Genomic DNA, 20122 nt, shown 5'->3' with positions numbered 1-20122 from the left:
AAAAAATCGAATAATAAAAAGCAATAAAAAATTGGAAGAAAATCTAAAATATAAATACTTCCAATTTTTTTTGTTATAAGTTTTGTTTTATTTAGTTGGTTTCCAAGTTTCAATAACGTTTGCCATTTCCATCAATGTTTGTCTATTTTGAAGTCCTTCCATAGAGATAAAATAGACTTTACCCTCATGATCAATACAATTTACAATCATTATGGTACCATCATTATACTTTATTGTTAAACTTGTACCTTGATAGCCATTTATATCAACAGGATCTAAAGTAATATTTTCTTTAGGAATTCCTTCGTTAAGATATTTTTGCATAAGTACATAGGCACCTTTTTCTGAATTTGCTTTCCCATCTTTAGAAAGTATGTCTAAAGTTACAATGTTTACAGGATCAATACTTAACTGAACTGCAGTTGGAGACGAATTTGGATCTGTAAATTCAAGCCAATTTTCAGGTTTTGTTACATAACCAACAGTATCATTTCCGTATCTGATACCTTGTATAGTATTTTCAGTTTGACTTTTAGTTTCAGTATTGTTAGAGTTATTTTCTTGTTTTGTAGTTGTAGTATTAGCAGCTGTTGTTGTAGTGTTTTCATTGTCGCTGTTGTCACTTCCGCAAGAAAACAATAATGCCATTATAAATAAAAGTATAGCTAGTTTTTTTGAATTTTTCATTTCAATCCTCCTATTATATTTTGTTTAAATTAAAGGTAACTCATTTTCTGTTTTTTGCATAATAATTATACAATATAAAATTTTAAAAGTCAATGATTTTAATTTTCAACTACTTCAAATTTTTCTCTTTTCCACAGAACAACAATAAGAACCCCAGCAAAAGTACCTAAGTGACTGGCTTCGACATCTGAAAGTAAAAATAATTTTACAATAACTGCAAATATTGGAATTATTAAAAATACAGTAATTAACCTAAAAAAATCATATTTTATTTCTATTAAAATTTCTTTTTTATCTTCAAGATCTATTCCTAATCTTCTATTTTTAGCCATATTTTCTGAAAGGATTACATACTTTTCATCAGTTTCAAAAATAGTTTCAGAATTTGATTTTAATTTTATCTTTTCATTATCAATCCAAAGTATTTTTGGAAATATCCTAAATTTTAATTTATCACGAATTATTATTTTTGCCATTTATCTCTATTTTCCTTTTCAATTTTCTTCTGATTCTCTATATATTCTGTAATGTTTATAAAAATTCCTTTTAATTCAAATAATGTAATGCAATAAAGTGATAGAATGCTTAAACTGTTAATTTCAATATTAAAAATTAACATTAGCAGTAAAAATATTAAAACAGTAATTGAAACTATTGTCCATTCAATTTTAGAAAAAGGATTGATATTATTGTCATCCATTCCAACATCAGTTGTAATAAGAAGATGAAGGATATAAACGCCGATTAATTTTATTGATTGCCAAAAAAATGAAAGATTTTCTAGAATAATCTTGTTTCCAGCCAGATGAAATAAAATAATCATAAGAAATTCAATTATAAAAAATTTTTTCTCGTCATATAAATTTATAATTCCATTAATTAGTGACAAAACAAGCATTATTTCAATAATATGTATTGTAAATCCTTTTTTATCCAACTTTTGGATATCAATATAATCCATAAAAATTGAACTTAATAAAATCATTTTTATTATTTGATACATTTTGTTTCTCCTTTCATAAGCAAAGTGCATTATATAAGTTAAAATAACACACTTCACTTATAAAAAATTCAAAAAATTACATATTAAAATATTTACAGAACGGCTGTGAGAATACAATCGCACTTACCGTAGCTTCTGGATACATCATAAACTCCTCTGTTAGAGAGATTCCGTATCTTTCTGGTTTTAAAAGATTAAACAATTTTCTCTGGTCACTTAAATCTGGGCAGGCTGGGTACCCGAAAGAGTAACGGTTTCCTTGATACTGGGCACTTAAAATTTCGTTTAAAGTAATATCCTTGTCGATAATTCCTACATCCTGACGCATCATCTTGTGAATATATTCTGATGTTGCTTCAGCAAGTTCAAGTCCTACAGAGTTTACAATATGCCCTCTGTAAAATTCACCTTTTTCTTTAAGTTCATTTGAAACAAGTCTTGATTTTTCTCCTGCAGTTGCAACGAAGAATCCGATGTAGTCAATTCCATCTGGGCTTACATAGTCATTTAATGATAAATACTGTCCATATTTTTGTCTTGGGAAATCAAATGTTTCTAAAACAGTTGACAAGTCATCTGATAAAACTTCGATTTTGAAATCTTCCTTTCTTTCTCCAGCTTTTCGACGTACAGGGAAAAACTTGTAGATAGCTTTTATATCAAAGTATTCATCACCATTTTCGATAATATCCAAAATCTCATTGTATAATTTTATTGTTCTAGGGTCTTGCTTTTCAATTAGATTATTTACAATCCATTTCATTCCAAGATGTTTTCCAATTAGCATTTGTAAATTTATGAATGGGAATACATCTTTTGCTTTTATGTTTGTTATAATTTGTTTATTTAATGTTTGTGGCTTATAAATTTTTTCAAAGTCATATTTTGGAAGTTCAACTTTTGAAAAATCAAATGTTCCATCAGCATCCTTAATATCACTTACCGTTGGTTTAACTTTCAGCTGTTCAAGTTTTTTTGCATCTTTAATTGTTACAAGCTCTCTACGCTTTTGTAAATATTCCTTAAACTCTTCAAATTTTTTCTCATCAATCATTTTGTTTAAGTCAGCAAGAGCTGTCATTGCATCTCTTGAGTAAATTACAATATTATTTTTGTAGGCAGGCTCAATTTTATTTACAGTAAATTTTTCCGTAAGTGCAGCACCTCCTACAAATATTGGAATATCAATACCAGCTTCATGCAGAACGCCCATAGTATTTACCATTTCTGTGGCAGATTTTACAAGAAGTCCGGAAAGGCCCAAGAAGTCTGCTTTATGTTCAATAATTGCTTCACGGATTTTTTCAGCAGGCGTATTTATTCCTAAGTCAATTACTTCGTAACCATTATTTCCAATGATTATACCAACCAGATTTTTTCCAATGTCGTGAACATCCCCTTTTACTGTTGCCATAATTACTTTTCCTTTTACAGATGATTCATCTTTTTCCATAAATTGTTCCAGATGAGAAACTGAAGCTTTCATAACTTCTGCACTTTGCAACACTTCGGCAACAATTAAGTCATTGTTGTTAAACAGTCTTCCAACTTCATCCATTCCAGTCATCAGAGGACCGTTTATTATGTCAATTGGAGAATATTTCTGAAGTAACTCATCAAGATAGACAATCAGATCTTTCTTACTTCCTTCAACAACTAAATTTGAGACTTTTTCTTCGGTAGTTAAGTTGCTTGTGTCGACCACTTTTTGGATGGCTTTTTTCTCACGGTAGAAGTTTGCAAATTTTGATACATTTTCATCATTTGTATGGAATAACAGATTTTCTGCCAATTCCTTTTCTTCATCTGAAATTTCGTCCATTGGCATAACTTTTTCAGTATTTACTATTGCATAGTCAAGTCCAGCTTCATAGGCTTTTTGCATATAGTAAGTATTCAAAACTTCTCTTCCTGCGACAGGCAGTCCAAATGAAACATTACTTACTCCTAAAATCGTCTTTACATTTGGCATTTCAGCTTTAATTTGCCTAATTGCCTCGATTGTTGCTGTGGCAGAGCCGATATACTTCTGATCTCCTGTGGCAACTGGGAAAACAAGCGTATCAAAAATTATATCTCTTTCATCAATTCCGTATTTTTTCGTAAGAAGTTCGTAACTTCTTCTAGCAACTTTCAATTTTTTCTCAACTGAAACAGCCATTCCTTCCTCATCAATCAGTCCTACAACGACAGAAGCCCCAAAATCCTTAATAACTTTTGCCATATCAGCAAATTTCTTTTCCCCATCTTCAAGGTTAATTGAATTTATAATTCCCTTCCCTTGCAAGTAAGTAAGCCCTTCTTTAACAACATTTATATCAGTTGAGTCAATCATAAGAGGAACTTTAGCAAATTTTGCTACTTTATCTAAAAATGCCTTCATGTCGGCGATTTCATCTCTATCAGGATTCGCAAGACAAATATCAATTACATCTGCACGTCCCTTAATCTGCAATCTAGCAACTTCTGTCGCCTCGTCAAATTTCTCGCTTGCAATTAAGTTTTTAAAAATACGTGAACCAATTACATTTGTACGTTCCCCCACGTAAATTGGACGGTTTTTTGGAGTTTCTAAAGTAACTAGTCCTGATACATCATTAAAATCTTTGTTTTCGTCAATAACTCTTGGAGAATAGTTTACACTTTTTTCCTTAATTTTCTGGATATGTTCAGGCGTAGTTCCACAGCACCCTCCAACAATATTTAAATAATTATTTTGGAAAAACGGCTCAATTTTTGCCGACAATGTGTCTGGAGTTTCCTCGTATTCTCCATCTTCGTTAGGCAGTCCAGCATTTGGGTAAACTGAAATATATGTATTTGAAATATTATTTAATGTCTTTAAAAATTGTGTCATAAATTCAGGCCCCGTTGCACAGTTCAGTCCCACAGAAAATGGATTCATGTGGTTTACAGCGTAATAAAAGGCATCTGCAGTTTGTCCTGCAAGTGTAGTTCCTGTACTTTCAATTGTAAACGACAGCATTAATGGAACAGTATAATTTTCTTCCATAGCCTTTTTAAGCCCCAAATAAGCCGCTTTCAAATTTCTTGTATCTTGAATAGTTTCAAACAGAATTAAGTCAACTCCACCAGCCATAAGCCCAGAAACAGCTGTATAATAGCTATGGATAAGCTCTTCAAAAGTTACTCCCCCAGTAACACTGATAGATTTGTTGGAAGGTCCTAATGCTCCTGCAACATAAAGATTTCTCGTAACTTCAGGATGCTCGCTTCTATATTCAGCAATAGCTTCATTTACAAGCTCTGCCGCAGCTTTATTCATCTCAAAAGCTTTATCTTCCAAATCGTAATCCTTTAATACAATATCCAAAGCTCCAAAACTGTTAGTTTCAATAATATCACTCCCAGCTTCTAAATATCTTTTATGAATATTTTTAATAACGTCAGGTCTTTGCAATACAAGATAATCATTGCACCCTTCATATTTTTCTCCGCCAAAATCACTTGCAGTCAGTTTTTCCTGCTGAATCATAGTCCCCATCGCTCCATCCAGCAGTAATATTTTATTTTTCAAATCATTTTGTAATAAATTGTAAGAATTTTTGTATTTATTTTTTGTCATTTATTCAACTCCTATTTTAGTAAATTTATCCTATTATTTTATCATAAAAACCTTTATGTGTATATAAAAATATGAAATTAATTCAAAAATATGTTTAAAAGTACATATTATCAAGTTAAATTTAACGTCGATAATATTGTGAATATATACAGTTATTGAGAAATATAATGAAGGACAGGAGTTTTCTCATTCAGAATAATTCTTTCCTGTCTTTTTTTATTTTAATGATTGTGTTTATATTCCGAATCTCATTTCTTCATTTACTTTTATTGGAGAGTAAGTTGCATATTTGATGCAATTTTTAAATATAAAAGAATAAAAAAGCTATAAATTGGTGCTGATGTTTTTAGATTGTTTGTTAATAAAATTTAAATATTCAAATATAAACTTTTAAAAATTTTGTATCATCAGTAAAACAAAAAAATAAAGCTGTTATACAAACTATCATTTTTTCGGAATCCTTCTAAAATATAATAAATGACTGAATTTTAATATATAAAATATATAATTAATAAACCCCTTTATTCATCAACTTAAAAAACTGTTTAATCAAAAATTAAATATAATCTTATTGAAAAAATTTTAAAAATAAGATACACTACATATATGTTAAAAAATTCAAGCAAAACACAATATATTGTGTTTTTTATATAATATAGAAGGAGATAGAAAAAATGAAAAAAATAGTGAAATTTGAGAAAAATGATTGTAATCCGTGTGCAATGGTGTCGGATTTATTAGATAAAAAAGGTATAGAATATGAAAGAATAAATCCATTTGATAATCCAGAAATTGCTGTAAAATACAGAGTAAGAAGTGTTCCAACAGTAATTTTGTTTGAAGAAAACGAAGAAATAAAAAGAACAATTGGATTTAAGCCAGAAGAAATCAATGAAATCATCTCAATGATGTAATGAACAATTTAAAATACAATTTAAAATAATAAATTAATACTACTCAAAACGATTTTTATTAAAATATCTAGTTTTGAGTATATTTTATGCCTAAAATTTGGAAATATACTTAAATCCATTTAAAATTAAACTGTTAAAAATTATATAAATTAAGGATTTGAGTAAAATAGTTATAATTTTTGAGTTCGGTTGTAAAGAAATTTTACTATATATTTAAAATTACTTGAAATTTAAAGTTATAAAAGTTAAGAAAATTAGCATAATTAAGGATTTTTGATTTTAAAAAGTATTTGTAAAACAAAATTTTAGTAATAAAAAGGCATAATAAATATTAAAAAGCAAGGTGAAATTGATGTATATATATTACGATTCAAAAACAGGAAATGTTGAACGTTTCATACAAAAAATGCAATCCCAACGTCCAGACTGGCATTTTATAAAGATAAATCCAACTATGGTAATCGAAAATGAAGGACATTTTCTGACATTCACAACAAAAATTGGAGAAATTCCAGCAACAACAGACGAATTTCTACAAAACGAAAACAACAGCAAATTATTAAAATCAGTAAGTTCCAGCGGAAACAGAAACTGGGGACAATTTTTCGCACTAGCAGCCGATAAAATTCAGGAAAAATACGGAATTCCATTATTGATGAAATTTGAGCTATCGGGAACAAGTACGGAAGTGGAGAATTATATAGATTATTTGGAGAGTAATTAATTTTTAATTTTATAAAATTTATTGTTATTAATAGATATTTTTTATAATTTATATATTTTCCTTTTTTATAAAGTAGCAGGAACATTCGCCATTCCCTTTTGAAACCTGTTTTGTATAAGTATTTTTTTGAAATATTTCGAAATTTTATTTTGAAAAAGTAGTCTAAATATTTATATTTTGGGAAATTTAAACTGCTACGAATACGAAACTAAATGATCATTTTTATTTTAAAAAAATAACGATACTTTAAGTTTAAGTCTAATTATAACAATTAAAAGGTTTTTAAGTAAAATTTCGTTGAAAGAAAAATAACTGTTTGAGCTTTTGAAATAAACTTTAAATTGAATATAGGTTGTTTGTGTGTTAATAATTTATATTCAAAAGCGAGTTCTATTTTTCTTTTATAAGAAAGTTTTACGTTAAGCGAGAGTGCAGAGGTATGGCGTTTGATACCTCTGCATAAAAAAATGAATTTAGAAAAAATAAGAAAAATAGTTATTAATCAAAATAATCAATTATTTGAATTTTTGAGAGATGGGATATAATCAGATTATATAAAAAAATAAATAGGAGAGAAGATTATGGTAGATAAAAGAGCAAAAAAATGGATATATCTAAATAACGAGATAATGGTAAAACAAGGGGAGGATTTTCAGCTTGAGAAAGATAAGGAGGCTGTTTATTCGTATTTTGTAGATTATGTGAATAAAAATACGGTGTTTTTTCACAATCTTGAGGAAAAGATGAGATATTTGATAAAAAATGATTATTATATTGATTTTTATGAGATGTATAGCCACGATGAGATAAAGGAAGTGTTTAAGCTGGTTTATGATAAGAAGTTTAGATTTGCTTCGTTTATGAGTGCATCGAAATTTTATCAAAGTTATGCTTTGATGGATGATACTGGAGAGAAATTTTTGGAAAGATATGAAGATAGGATTGCGACAGTTTCGCTTTATTTGGCACAGGGAAATGCTGAAAAGGCAAAAGAGTATGCTTTGATGTTGATAAATCAAGAATACCAGCCTGCTACACCAACTTTTTTAAATTCTGGAAAAAAACGTTCTGGAGAGCTTGTTTCTTGTTTTCTTGATGAAATGGGAGATAATCTGAGCGGAATTGGGTACATTTTTGATTCTTCAATGAAACTTTCTTCAATTGGTGGAGGAGTTTCAATTAACCTTTCTAAAGTAAGAGCAAGAGGAGAGTCAATAAAAGGAGTTGAAGGAAGAGCTTCTGGAGTTTTGCCGATTATGAAGATTTTGGAGGATATTTTTTCGTATGCAAATCAGCTGGGGCAAAGAGCTGGAGCTGGAGCGGTTTATTTGAATGTTTTCCATTCTGATATTAATGAATTTTTGGATAGTAAAAAGATAAATGTAGATGAAAAAATCAGGATAAAATCATTGTCAATCGGAGTTATTGTTCCAGATAAATTTATGCAGTTGGCAATGGAAGATGAAGTTTGTTACACATTTAATCCACACACAGTATTCCTAGAATATGGGCAATATCTGGATGAAATGGATATGAACGAAATGTATGAAAAACTAGTTGATAATCCAAATGTTAAAAAGAAAAAAATAAACGCAAGGGAACTTCTTGTAAAAATTTCTCAAACGCAAAAAGAGAGTGGATACCCTTATTTATTCTTTAAAGATAACGCAAATAAGGAACACGCATTAAAAGAAATCGGAACAGTTAAGTTCTCAAATTTGTGTACTGAAATTATGCAATTATCAGAAGTTTCAGATATTAATGCATATTATGAGGAAGACACGATAAGACGTGGAATTTCATGTAATCTTGGTTCATTAAATATTGCTACAGTAATGGAAAACAAAAAAATAAAAGAAGCTACAAAAGCGGCAATTGATTCACTTACAATGGTATCAGACTTGACAAACATTGATATTGTTCCATCAATAAAAAAAGCAAACGACGAACTGCACTCAGTAGGGCTGGGAGCAATGAACCTGCATGGATACTTGGCTAAAAACTTTATTATGTACGAAAGCAAGGAAGCACTTGACTTCTGTAACGTATTCTTTATGATGGTAAACTTCTATTCGTTGGAACGTTCGATGGAAATTGCAAAGGAAAAAGGCGAAACTTTCAAGGACTTTGAAAAATCTGAATATGCCAGCGGAAACTACTTTGACAAATATATTACAAAAGAATACATGCCACAAACAGAAAAAATAAAACAGCTATTTGAAGGAATCTATATTCCAACAAAAGAAGACTGGGCAAACCTAAAAGAGCAAGTAATGAAACACGGAGTCTACAACGCCTACCGAATGGCAATCGCCCCAAACCAGTCAACATCCTACATAATGAACTCCACAGCCTCAGTAATGCCAGTAGTTGACACAATCGAAGTAAGAGAATACGGAGACAGTACGACATTTTACCCAATGCCGTATCTGACAAACGACAACTACTTCTTCTATAAATCGGCTTACGATATGGATCAAAAAAATATCTTGAAACTAATTTCTGTAATCCAAAGACACGTAGATCAAGGAATCTCGACTATTTTGTATACGAAGAGTACGGACAGCACTAGGGATTTAGCTAGACTTTATATTTATGCACATAGGCTGGGGTTGAAGTCGCTTTATTATACTCGGACTAGGAAGGCTACGATTGAGGAGTGTATTTCGTGTTCGGTTTAAATTTTGGAAATATAAAGTGAATATTAAACAAGTTAAGATATTTTACTTAAATATTTTGAAGAAATAAATAAGTATATTAAAAAAATTGATAAACTTCAAAAAATAATTAATAAAAAATTAGGAGAAATGTGCATGTTAGAAAAAGAAATGATGAATTTATTAGACAAATGTTATGATGGAGCATTAAAAGGAGTATTACCTGGAGAAAAAAATATCATGGAGTTAGCAGAAGATTATTTATCAAAAAGTAACAGTAAAGAAAAAGCGATAGATGACTTAATAAGAAATCAAATATTATTATGTGGAACAAACGGATTTGTAGCAGGATTAGGTGGATTACTAGTGTTACCAATAGCAATACCAGCAAATGTAGCAAGTGTGATTTATGTACAATTAAGAATGATAGCAGCAATAGCATATATGAATGGATACGATGTTTACAGTGATCAAGTAAGAACAATAGCATATGTATGTTTAACAGGAAGTTCAGCAACAAATATATTGAAAAATGTTGGAATAAAAATTGGTGAAAAAGTAGCAGTTAGTGCATTAAAAAAAATTCCAGCAGCAATATTAATAAAAATAAATCAACAAGTTGGATTTAGATTAGTAACAAAATTTGGGCAAAAAGGGGTAGTGAATATTGTGAAAATGGTACCATTAGTAGGTGGAGTAATTGGTGGGGGATTTGATGCAACAACAACAGGTACGATAGGTAAAATAACGAAAGAAGTCTTTTCAGAGAAATAAATTATACAGAATACATCAAAGAGTGTTTAGTTTATAATAAATCCTATAATAAAGCAAAATCTAAATAAATTATTGAAAGACGTTTTGAAAATAAAATTATTTAAATTTTTGACTTTGATTAATTTTTAAAAAATAAATAAAAGGGATGAGATAAAAAATGTTTAAAATATCTAAAATTGAAATTTTTAAAAACTTTTTAGAAAAAGAAAGACCCTTAAATAAAGGGATTTTGACAAAATTGGAAAATAATCTTAAAACAAATTTTATTTATAATTCAAATGCGATTGAAGGTAGTACTCTTACTTTGAAAGAAACGGATATTATTCTTCAATATGGGGTTACTGTGAAAGGGAAAAGTTTGAAGGAGCATGAAGAAGTAAAGGGGCAGGAATATGCTCTTAATTTTTTGAAGGAAGTTATAAAAACAAATGAATCTTTATCGCTGAGGTTGATAAGAGAATTTCATGCTCTTGTGTTGAATGATGATATTGAGAATAGAGGGAAGTTTAAGAAAAGTAATAATGAAATTTTGGGTGCTGGATTTGAAACGACACCTTATTATCTTGTTGAAGAGAAGTTGACGGAGTTGATTGAAAAATTCAATAGCAGTGAAAATAATGATTTGATAATGAAGGTTGCTTGTTTTCATGCTGATTTTGAAAAGATTCATCCGTTTATTGATGGTAATGGACGGACTGGGAGATTACTTTTGAATTTGGAGCTTATGAAAAATGGTTATCCGATTACAGTTATACGAAATGAAGATAGAGATGAATACTATACTGCTTTGGAAACGGCACAAGTTGAATCAAATTACGAGTTGCTTGCTGATTTTATAGAAAAGAGTGTTGAAAATACTTTTTGGATGTATTATAAATATTTTGATGAAGACACAAAAATGAAGTTTGAAGAATATTTAAAAAAGAATGGAATTAATCCGAAAAAAGTTTATCAAAAGAGGTTTGAGGATTATCCAGAAACAGAGAGGGATTTTCCAAGAGATTGGGATAAATAGTTAAATAAAGGCAGATGTTATTTTATAAAAAAAGCGAAGCAAAATAAAATTTTTTTACATTTGACAAATATCAAAATATAGAGTATAATAATTTTAGTGATCGTACTACAAGAATAACCCACTTAATTGTGCGTTGTTGTAGACTGTAAAAAAAGCTCTTTCAATTTTGATAGGGCTTTTTTGCATTTTTGAGATAAAAGGGGGAAAGGGAATGGATAAGCCATTTAAAACTTTTAAGGAACAAGTTGAGATTTTAAATGGAGGAGACGGAGGTAAATTACGGGTAAAAACTGATGAGAAAACAATTTATTGTTTAATGAGGTATAATTATTATTCCATCATAAATTTTTACAAAGAACCTTTTATAAAAGGGAAAGATTTAAACGGAAATGATATTTATAAATCGGGAGTTCATTTTAATCATTTGAAAGCATTGTATGATTTTGATAAAAGTTTGAGAATGTTGTTTTTTGATGTTTTGACACAATTGGAAAGAGCTTTTAAAACGGCAATTGCATATTATTATTCGGAATGTTATACAAATAAAGAAAGTTATTTGGAACTTAATAATTATTATGTTGGAGTTAGAAATGAAAATATACATCTTATTTCACATTTAGTAAAAAAACTAAATTTTTTAAGAAATAACAAAAGCAATAGTATAATAAAGCATTATAGTACAACAAAAGATAACATACCATTTTGGATAGTGATTAATTTTTTTACATTTGGAGAAATGAGCAGATTTTATTTGATTTTGGAAAATAGAGTACAAAATAAAATAATAAGCTATTTTAGAAATTTGTATAAAAATGAGTACACAAATTTACCTAAATTAAATAATAATTTTATAAAAACTTTTTTACGTGCAAGTTCATTATTTAGAAACATAGCAGCACATAATGAAAGAATGTATGATTTTTCATCAAAAAATATTGTAAATATAAATAATATTATGGGGATAACAAATAATAAGAAACAAAAATTATTTACGATATACGAGGGACTTAAATTATTTTTATCAAAAGAAGAATATGAAAGTCTAACAAAAAAATTACGAGAATTATTAAGTTTACTTGAATTCAAACTAAAAGATATTATAGATATAAATATAAATGATATTTTATATAAAATGGATTTTCCGAAAGATTGGCATAAATAAATATTATGATAAACTAATTGATTGACAAAAGATATACTTTGTATGTATAATAAATATAAAAGGAAGTGATATTTTATGGCAATAGTTAATACAAGTATAAAGATAGATGAGGAAACTAAAAAAGAAGCACAGAAATTATTTAAAGATTTAGGATTAAGCCTTAGTACAGCAATTAATATATTTTTGAAACAAGCTATAAGAGAAAAAGGCATACCATTTTATATAAATTCTTTACCTGAAAATTCAGAATTGGCTCAAGCATTTGAAGAAGCCAAACAAATTAAGAAAAATCCTTCAAATTATAAATCGTACAGTAGTCCAGAAGAAATGTTTAAAGATGTCTTGGGAGAAGATTATGAAGGGTAAAAAAGAAGAGTATAAATATTCTATTATTCTTACTGGGAAATTTAAAAAACATTTAAAAAATCTAAAAAAACAGAAAAAAGATTTAAAATTATTAGAAAGTATAATCTCAATATTAGCAAAGGGAGAAAAACTTCCTCCTAAAAACAAGGATCATAAATTAGTTAATAATTATGATGGGGCAAGAGAATGTCATATAACTCCAGATTGGTTATTAATCTATGAGATAATTGAAGATAAATTAATATTGATTTTATTAGCATCAGGTAGTCATAGTGAACTATTCTAAATTTTATATAAAATGTGGGAGTTGACTGAGATAACATAAATTGATAAAACAATTTATCAAGAAAGGAAAACAAAAAAATGGAGAAAAAAATATATGAGGCAGTAAACTGGAACACACCGGAAAATGATTATGTAGAGATGTTTTGGGAGCAGAATTTGAAGCAGTTTTGGATTGATACCGAGTATATTCCGTCGAAGGATATTGATAGCTGGAATTCGCTTGAGCCTGCGATGAAGTTGGCGTATTTGCACGTGTTGGGAGGATTGACACTTTTAGATACGTTGCAGAGCCATACGGGGATGCCGAAGATTATTGATCATATTGAGTCACTGCAAAATCGTTCGGTGCTTTCATATATGTGTATGATGGAAACGATTCACGCAAAGTCTTATTCGACAATATTTACAACGGTTGCGTCTACAAGGGAGATTAATGAAACATTCAGATGGGTTCAGGAAAATCCGCATTTGCAGTATAAAGCCAATAAAATTGATACATATTATCAGAAAATGAATAATCCTGAGGCTTCAAAAAGAGATATTGCGATGGCTCTGGCGGCTTCGGTTTATTTGGAAACATATTTATTTTACAGCGGATTCTTTTTACCGCTTTGGCTTGCAGGACAGGGAGAAATGGTTGCAAGTTGCGATATAATCAAGAAAATCATAGCTGATGAATCAATTCACGGAGTTTTTGTAGGATTATTGTTCCAAGAATTATACAATTCTTTCAGCGAAGAGGAAAAAGCTGATATGAGGGCTGAACTGAAAAAATTGATGTACGACTTGTATGAAAATGAAACAAAATATACTGATGAAATTTACGGTGATTTAGGGCTTACAGGCGATGTGAAGGAATACATCCGTTACAATGCAAACAAAGCCTTGATGAATCTAGGATTTGAAGAAGAATTTGAAGTGAAGAATGTAAATCCAATTGTGTTAAATGGATTAAATGTGGAAACAACACAGCACGATTTTTTCTCTAAAAAATCTACGAATTATGAGAAAGCACTGGAAGTGGTGCATTTGCATGATGACGACTTTAAGTTTGATGAAGAAGTGAATGCGGATGATTTAATTTAAGTTTGGAAACATACGAAAATGAGAGCTTTAATTACTGGTTCTCATTTTTTTTGAAAAAATATCCAAAAAGATTTTGAAAAAAGAGAAAAATGTGGTAAAATAAGTTTGTAGAAAAAATTCCTACCACTATAAGAGATGAAAAAATGGAAAGAAAATCAACTCAAAACCAATAAAAATGAGCGTTAGAAGTTACGGAAAATGCTAAAAAAACAGCAAAAAATGATAAAAATTAATTCAAAAATTGTAATTTTAATGTCTGAAAAAAAATCTGTAACACTGATAAATAAAGGGTTTTCGCAAAAGTACGGGTAAAAGTAGTATATCCATTAAAATAAGGATTGAAACAATTTTCCAACTAGATGCTCATATGCTCTAGAAGCCTTAGTAAAAGTAGTATATCCATTAAAATAAGGATTGAAACCAGAACGGTAACTTCCTATGAGGTCATCTCCTTCGTTAGTAAAAGTAGTATATCCATTAAAATGAGGATTGAAACTTCCTAATATAGATACCATATCATAAAGATATGCGTCTGTAAAAGTAGTATATCCATTAAAATAAGGATTGAAACATAGTAATGTAAATTCAGCTTTGTTCATAATTTCTGATGTAAAAGTAGTATATCCATTAAAATAAGGATTGAAACAAATTGGAAAGAAAATGGAAAAGATAAAGTTGTACAGTAAAAGTAGTATATCCATTAAAATAAGGATTGAAACCATATCAACAACACCACGTTTAGGTAATAAAAAGTACGTAAAAGTAGTATATCCATTAAAATAAGGATTGAAACTCGCTTGGTGTTTCTTCATCGTAATATTTCATAACACGTAAAAGTAGTATATCCATTAAAATAAGGATTGAAACCGCCTAGGCGTTTTCTTTCAAGATATTCTAATAACGTAAAAGTAGTATATCCATTAAAATAAGGATTGAAACAACATTTAAAAGAAGTATCAATCTTCTTTTTTTGCAAATGGTAAAAGTAGTATATCCATTAAAATAAGGATTGAAACACACAGAAATGACTTGAGAATTAGTCGTTATCTACTGGTGTAAAAGTAGTATATCCATTAAAACAAGGATTGAAACGTTATTATCTGTGTCATTATGTTTGCTTCTCTAAGATGTAAAAGTAGTATATCCAGTAGAATAAGGAATAAAAAATACTAATAATCATTGTAAAATGCAATGGTTATTTTTTTTTGATCATTTGAAAATAGGGGAAATAAGTTGAAAATTGTGGCTTGCTATTGACTTTGGGTGTTTTTTAGGTTATTCTTAGATAAAGTGTAAATGAGTTAAAAAATAAATGTTTAAATAAGGAGTGATAAAGGAAAGGATAAGATTGATATTAAAGAAAAAGGAGAAAAATAGAGATGGCAAAAGTATTAATAGCAGGAATTGGTGGAGGAAAGAAAGAAAAAGGTAAGGGATATAATTTAGCAGATTATTACATTGATAATGAAAATAATTTGTATGAAGATAGAACATTTATTACTTCGGTACTAGAGGAGCATTATAAAATAGATAAAACAATATATATTGGTACAGTTGGTTCGATGTGGGATGAATTGTATTTACATTATTCAACAGGTGAATTAAGTTTAGAAGACGAAAATTACATAGATGAATTGGAAAATATAATTGTAAATGCAACTAAAGATTCGGATGTTTCAGAAATTAATATAGAAAAATTTAATAAAAAGTTTGAAGGTAGGGTTAAGGCAATAGTAACAAAATTTGGAATTAATGAAAATGAAATTTTTGAAAATTTTAATTTAATAATGCAAATTGGAGAAATATTGAGTGATGGCGATGAAGTTTACATTGATATAACTCATTCATTTCGTTCAAGTGCTATGTGGATGTTTTTGATTATGAATTACATAACTGATGTTCTTGATAAAAAAATAAATATTGTAAAAATTACATATGGTATGTTTGAAGCAGGTAGAGATATTCCTAGAGAAAATGCTAGACCTAAAAAAAGAGCACCTATAGTTGACTTGAAGGCTTTTTATGATTTGATGAAATGGATAAAGGGAGCAAATGAATTTAAGAGTTATGGAAATAGTTATGGGTTATTAGAAATAATGGAAGATAAGGAAGTTAAGAATAGTATAAAAGATTTTTCTGATGGACTGAATTTGAATTATGTTGGAACTATAAAACAAAATATACAATCTTTAAGTAAATTACGCAATCAAATGAATACGATAGAAGGTCCAGGGAAATTAATAATACCAAATGTAGTTGAGAATTTTTTAAAACATTTTAAAAAATCAGAAAAAGATTACGAGATCCTTTTAGAACTAGGTAACTGGTATTTTAATCAAAAAAAATATGCTATGGTTGCAATTAATATAAATGAAAGTATAAGAAATTTTGTGATTGATATATTTATGTTAAATAGTAATGCTAAAGAAACAGCAAAAAAAGTGAGAAAGCATTTTAAATTTAGTAAAAAAAATTTAGAAAATATAAAAAATAAGGATATATTTGAAAAGAAAGAAGAAAAATTATGTACGATTTTTTTTAAATCTCAAGAAATAAGAAATGAAATTGCACATTCGTTAGGTAAAAAAACTAAAATAATAAATGACATAGGTTTTTTAAGAAATTCTATTAAAAAATTGAAAAAAATAATATACGATAGAAAATTTATTAGTTATTACGAAAATAAATATGCAAATGGACTTTTAAGAAAATAGAAATATTAAAATGAATTGAATAGGAGAAGATATGAAATGGAAAAAGGAAAATCAAGGAAAGTATTTTTAAGTTTTTTAGGATTAGGAAATTATGAAAAATGTGTTTATACATTTGAAAAAGAAAAGAGCAAAAATGTAAAATTTGTGCAAAATGCTATTGTAGAAATATGTAAAGATAAATTTGATAAAAAATTTGTACTATGTACACCAAGTGCTAAAAACACTCATTATAATTCTCTTGTAAATGAAATAGGCCATAGTTTTGAGGCAGTTAACATATCTGAAGATATGAGTGAAAAAGGAATATGGGAAATTTTTCAGCAAATATACGATATTTTAAATGAAAATGATGAGGTTGTTTTTGATATAACGCATAGTTTCAGATTTATGCCGATGCTTGGAATAACTTTACTACAAATGGCAAAATTTTTGAAAAATATAAAAGTAAAAAAAGTTTTTTATGGTGCATATGAACCAAATAAATTTAAAAATGGAATTACAGAATTTCCGTTAGTAGATCTTACAAGTTTTTCAATGTTGCAAGACTGGATATTGGCAGGATATACATTGGTAAACACAGGAAGAGCTGAAGAAATTGAAAAATTAGCTAAAAATGATTTAATACCGATATTAAAAGAGAGTAAAGGGAAAAACATAGAAGCAGCCAATCTAAGAAAAATTGCCGATAAAATACAAGATATGACATTAAATTTTAGAACTAACAGAGGAAATGAAATAATAGCAGCACTCGAAATGAAAAATATCAATGAAAGTGTAAAAAAAGTAAAAGAAAGTAGTCTTTTAAAACCATTTAAACTTTTAATAGAAAATATATATTCAGACACTAAAAAATTTAAGTATAGAAATGAGGAGAATATAATTTATAATATTCAGTGGTGTATAGATAAAGATTTGATACAGCAAGGAATGACTATGTTGCAAGAAGGTATAACTACATTAATATTAAAAGAAATAGGAGAAAGTGATAAGTATAAAGATATTAATGTAAGAGGAGAAATTTCTAAAATTTTACAGAAATTAAATAATCCTAAAAAAGAAGAGAATATAGAAAAAATAAAATCTGAACTAGAAAAGAAAATTTTAAATGTGAAAAAAATAAATGAATTATCTAAAATATTCGCTGATATTTCAGGTATTAGAAACGATATTAATCATGCAGGATTTAGACCTAGCCCATTGGATGCTAAAGATTTTAAAATTAAATTAGAGAAAGAATTTAAAAAATTTAAAGAAATATGGGAAAATAAAAATGATGTTACAGAATAGGAAATAAAAAATGGAACAGACACTTGATAGTATAAAAAAAGAAATTTTAAATATGGTTGATGAAAGTTATAAAACAAATAGAGAGTTACTGGACTTAATTTTGAAGTTGTATTTTTATGAAAATAATGAAATTACATCTGAAGAGAAATTATTATTGGAAAGGGATTATAAAAATATAATTCAAGAACAGGGAGAAAAATTTGCAAGAGAAGCTGATCTTGATAATTTTCGAATTACAAAAATTGTGTCAGCTGTAAGTTATTCGGAAAAAAAAGATATATTTTCTGAATTGCCGTTTGAAAAGGATTTAAGGATATTTAAAAATGTAAAAAAAATATATTTTTTGTATACTAAAGAAACTATAGAAAGTTTTAACAAAATTTCAGAAGATATGAAAGGGAGAAATATAAAATCATTGGGTATTCAAATAGTTGGAAATACAATTGAAGAAAGCTATAAGGAAATAAAAAAATTGATTTATTCAGGTAAAATATCAAAATTAGATACTATTTTTGATACTACATTGGGAATGAAAACATTATCTACAGCAATGTACAGAATTTCATCTGAAAGACAAATTAGAGCAATTAACTGGAATGAAAAGCAAATTTCAAGATATGTTGTAAATGATATAGGAATAAAGAAAGCTAATGGGAATATACATTTATATCCAACTATGACTTTAAATTTTATGAAAGAACCTATAAAAGAACATTTGAGCATATACACAATGATTAATGAAGCAATAGAAAAAATGGATTATCACAATGTAGCGAAGTTTTATAAGATAACAGGAAGAGATGATATGGCATTTTTTTATAGCGAAATAAGTAAAATTTTTGATCTTGATAAAATGTTGGATGATGATAGTTATAGTTTTTATGACAAATTAGAAGAGATATTGAAAAAAATTTTTAATTATGAGAGATCCTATGAAAAAGAAACACAAAATAAGTTAAAAAAAGTTATATGTTTTTTATTATTTTTAATTTTATATGAAGATTATGAAGATTTTGAAAAAAGAGAAATTGAGTGGTTTAAATTTAATGACAAAACTTTTGGTATAAAAGAAAAGGATTTTAAAAAATTTGAAGAAGAGTATTTTGAATTTGATAAGGATAAATACTATTACTATTTAATGGCGAAAGAATATTTCTTATCAGGCAAAAGAAATAAAATTTATTTAAATGAAGTAGTCAAAAAAATAAATGATGAAATTAAAGCTGATGGAATGGAAGAAGAATTTAATAATTTAGATGAAATAACAAACTATATATATGAAGACGAAGAGATTATTGATTTTGATTTTGAAAAAGAGCTGAAAGAGGAAACTCTAAAACTGACTTTTGGAGAAACTTTTATAAAAATTCCTTGTCTTGAAGCAAAAAATAATTTTTTGGAAATAAATGTGAATTTAAAAGCAAATAATATAAAATACATACCTATTTATAAATTGCTTGAAGTGGCTAATACTGAAAGAAAGTTAGGATCTGACGAAGTACGTAATATTTTAGAAAATAGAGATAGAAAATTAAGAAAGGAAGCTAAAAATCCATCTCCAATATCCAGAATCTTTAATGAAGTAAAATCAGTAATAAAAGAAATTAATAAATTAATAAAAGAAGAAATGAAAAAAAATAATCTTTTAGAAGAAGATTTTATACTGTTAAATTCACAAAAAGCAAATTACAGCATATTTATTTCAGATAAATTTCAATGGTAATAAAAAACCAGCGGAATAACCACTGGTTAGACGATAAAGACATCAATTAGTAATCATAGGAATAATATCAATAAGAAGAATATCACGAATATTAGTAACCATAAGAACACCTCCTAAAAATATAAACAATAAAGATACA

Annotated in this window: 16 protein-coding genes and 1 CRISPR repeat array; of the genes, 12 read left to right on the top strand and 4 right to left on the bottom strand. The window is 27.9% G+C overall.

Translation table 11 applies throughout. From position 1 onward, the window contains the following. Positions 1-87: 87 nt before the first annotated feature. The 4 genes from ACZ5B9_RS07935 to metH form a co-directional block, all read right to left on the bottom strand. Positions 88-687 carry a hypothetical protein gene (locus ACZ5B9_RS07935; RefSeq protein ID WP_464422118.1) on the bottom strand — a complete coding sequence of 200 codons (600 nt, stop codon included), beginning with the start codon at positions 685-687 and terminating at the stop codon, positions 88-90. A gap of 98 nt (positions 688-785) precedes the next feature. After that, positions 786-1163 carry an antibiotic resistance protein VanZ gene (locus tag ACZ5B9_RS07930; RefSeq protein ID WP_464422117.1) on the bottom strand — a complete coding sequence of 126 codons (378 nt, stop codon included), beginning with the start codon at positions 1161-1163 and terminating at the stop codon, positions 786-788. Beyond that, complete coding sequence (locus ACZ5B9_RS07925; RefSeq protein WP_464422116.1) at positions 1151-1690, bottom strand: hypothetical protein; 540 nt, start codon at positions 1688-1690, stop codon at positions 1151-1153. The genes ACZ5B9_RS07930 and ACZ5B9_RS07925 overlap by 13 nt, the downstream gene beginning before the upstream one ends. A gap of 76 nt (positions 1691-1766) precedes the next feature. Continuing rightward, positions 1767-5276: a methionine synthase gene (gene metH, locus ACZ5B9_RS07920; RefSeq protein WP_464422115.1), complete on the bottom strand. Its 3510-nt coding sequence runs from the start codon at positions 5274-5276 to the stop codon at positions 1767-1769. 674 nt (positions 5277-5950) lie between these two features. Here metH and ACZ5B9_RS07915 point away from each other — a divergent pair. The 12 genes from ACZ5B9_RS07915 (at position 5951) to ACZ5B9_RS07860 (ending at position 19983) form a co-directional block, all read left to right on the top strand. Further along, positions 5951-6190, top strand: a complete 240-nt coding sequence (locus ACZ5B9_RS07915) for a thioredoxin domain-containing protein (RefSeq protein ID WP_006804246.1) — start codon at positions 5951-5953, stop codon at positions 6188-6190. A gap of 352 nt (positions 6191-6542) precedes the next feature. Beyond that, positions 6543-6914, top strand: a complete 372-nt coding sequence (gene nrdI / locus ACZ5B9_RS07910; protein WP_464422114.1) for a class Ib ribonucleoside-diphosphate reductase assembly flavoprotein NrdI — start codon at positions 6543-6545, stop codon at positions 6912-6914. A 581-nt stretch (positions 6915-7495) separates the two neighbouring features. Beyond that, positions 7496-9595, top strand: a complete 2100-nt coding sequence (gene nrdE / locus ACZ5B9_RS07905; protein ID WP_464422113.1) for a class 1b ribonucleoside-diphosphate reductase subunit alpha — start codon at positions 7496-7498, stop codon at positions 9593-9595. A gap of 132 nt (positions 9596-9727) precedes the next feature. Further along, entirely contained in the window at positions 9728-10345 is a 618-nt protein-coding gene (locus ACZ5B9_RS07900) for an EcsC family protein (protein ID WP_464422112.1), read from the top strand. A 157-nt stretch (positions 10346-10502) separates the two neighbouring features. Further along, positions 10503-11360: a Fic family protein gene (locus tag ACZ5B9_RS07895; protein WP_464422111.1), complete on the top strand. Its 858-nt coding sequence runs from the start codon at positions 10503-10505 to the stop codon at positions 11358-11360. A 211-nt stretch (positions 11361-11571) separates the two neighbouring features. Continuing rightward, complete coding sequence (locus tag ACZ5B9_RS07890) at positions 11572-12522, top strand: Abi family protein (RefSeq protein WP_464422110.1); 951 nt, start codon at positions 11572-11574, stop codon at positions 12520-12522. 75 nt (positions 12523-12597) lie between these two features. Then, positions 12598-12888, top strand: a complete 291-nt coding sequence (locus ACZ5B9_RS07885) for a type II toxin-antitoxin system RelB/DinJ family antitoxin (protein ID WP_464422109.1) — start codon at positions 12598-12600, stop codon at positions 12886-12888. After that, entirely contained in the window at positions 12878-13174 is a 297-nt protein-coding gene (locus ACZ5B9_RS07880) for a type II toxin-antitoxin system YafQ family toxin (protein WP_464422108.1), read from the top strand. Before ACZ5B9_RS07885 ends, ACZ5B9_RS07880 begins: the two co-directional genes overlap by 11 nt. Positions 13175-13251: 77 nt before the next feature. Beyond that, a complete protein-coding gene (gene nrdF / locus ACZ5B9_RS07875; protein WP_464422107.1) occupies positions 13252-14259 on the top strand; it encodes a class 1b ribonucleoside-diphosphate reductase subunit beta in 1008 nt (335 codons plus the stop codon). Between the two features lie 308 nt (positions 14260-14567). Next, a CRISPR array of direct repeats spans positions 14568-15425; the repeat unit is 37 nt; unit sequence GTAAAAGTAGTATATCCATTAAAATAAGGATTGAAAC. A gap of 213 nt (positions 15426-15638) precedes the next feature. Further along, positions 15639-16973, top strand: coding sequence for a TIGR02221 family CRISPR-associated protein (gene csx2 / locus ACZ5B9_RS07870; RefSeq protein ID WP_464422106.1), 1335 nt, complete (start codon positions 15639-15641; stop codon positions 16971-16973). Positions 16974-17009: 36 nt separating this feature from the next. Then, a complete protein-coding gene (csx2, locus tag ACZ5B9_RS07865) occupies positions 17010-18260 on the top strand; it encodes a TIGR02221 family CRISPR-associated protein (RefSeq protein ID WP_464422105.1) in 1251 nt (416 codons plus the stop codon). A gap of 10 nt (positions 18261-18270) precedes the next feature. After that, positions 18271-19983 carry a hypothetical protein gene (locus ACZ5B9_RS07860; RefSeq protein ID WP_464422104.1) on the top strand — a complete coding sequence of 571 codons (1713 nt, stop codon included), beginning with the start codon at positions 18271-18273 and terminating at the stop codon, positions 19981-19983. Positions 19984-20122: the final 139 nt, after the last annotated feature.

The sequence above is a fragment of the Leptotrichia sp. SK-5 genome (assembly GCF_055387215.1).
This window is presented reverse-complemented; position numbering and strand designations above follow the sequence as displayed.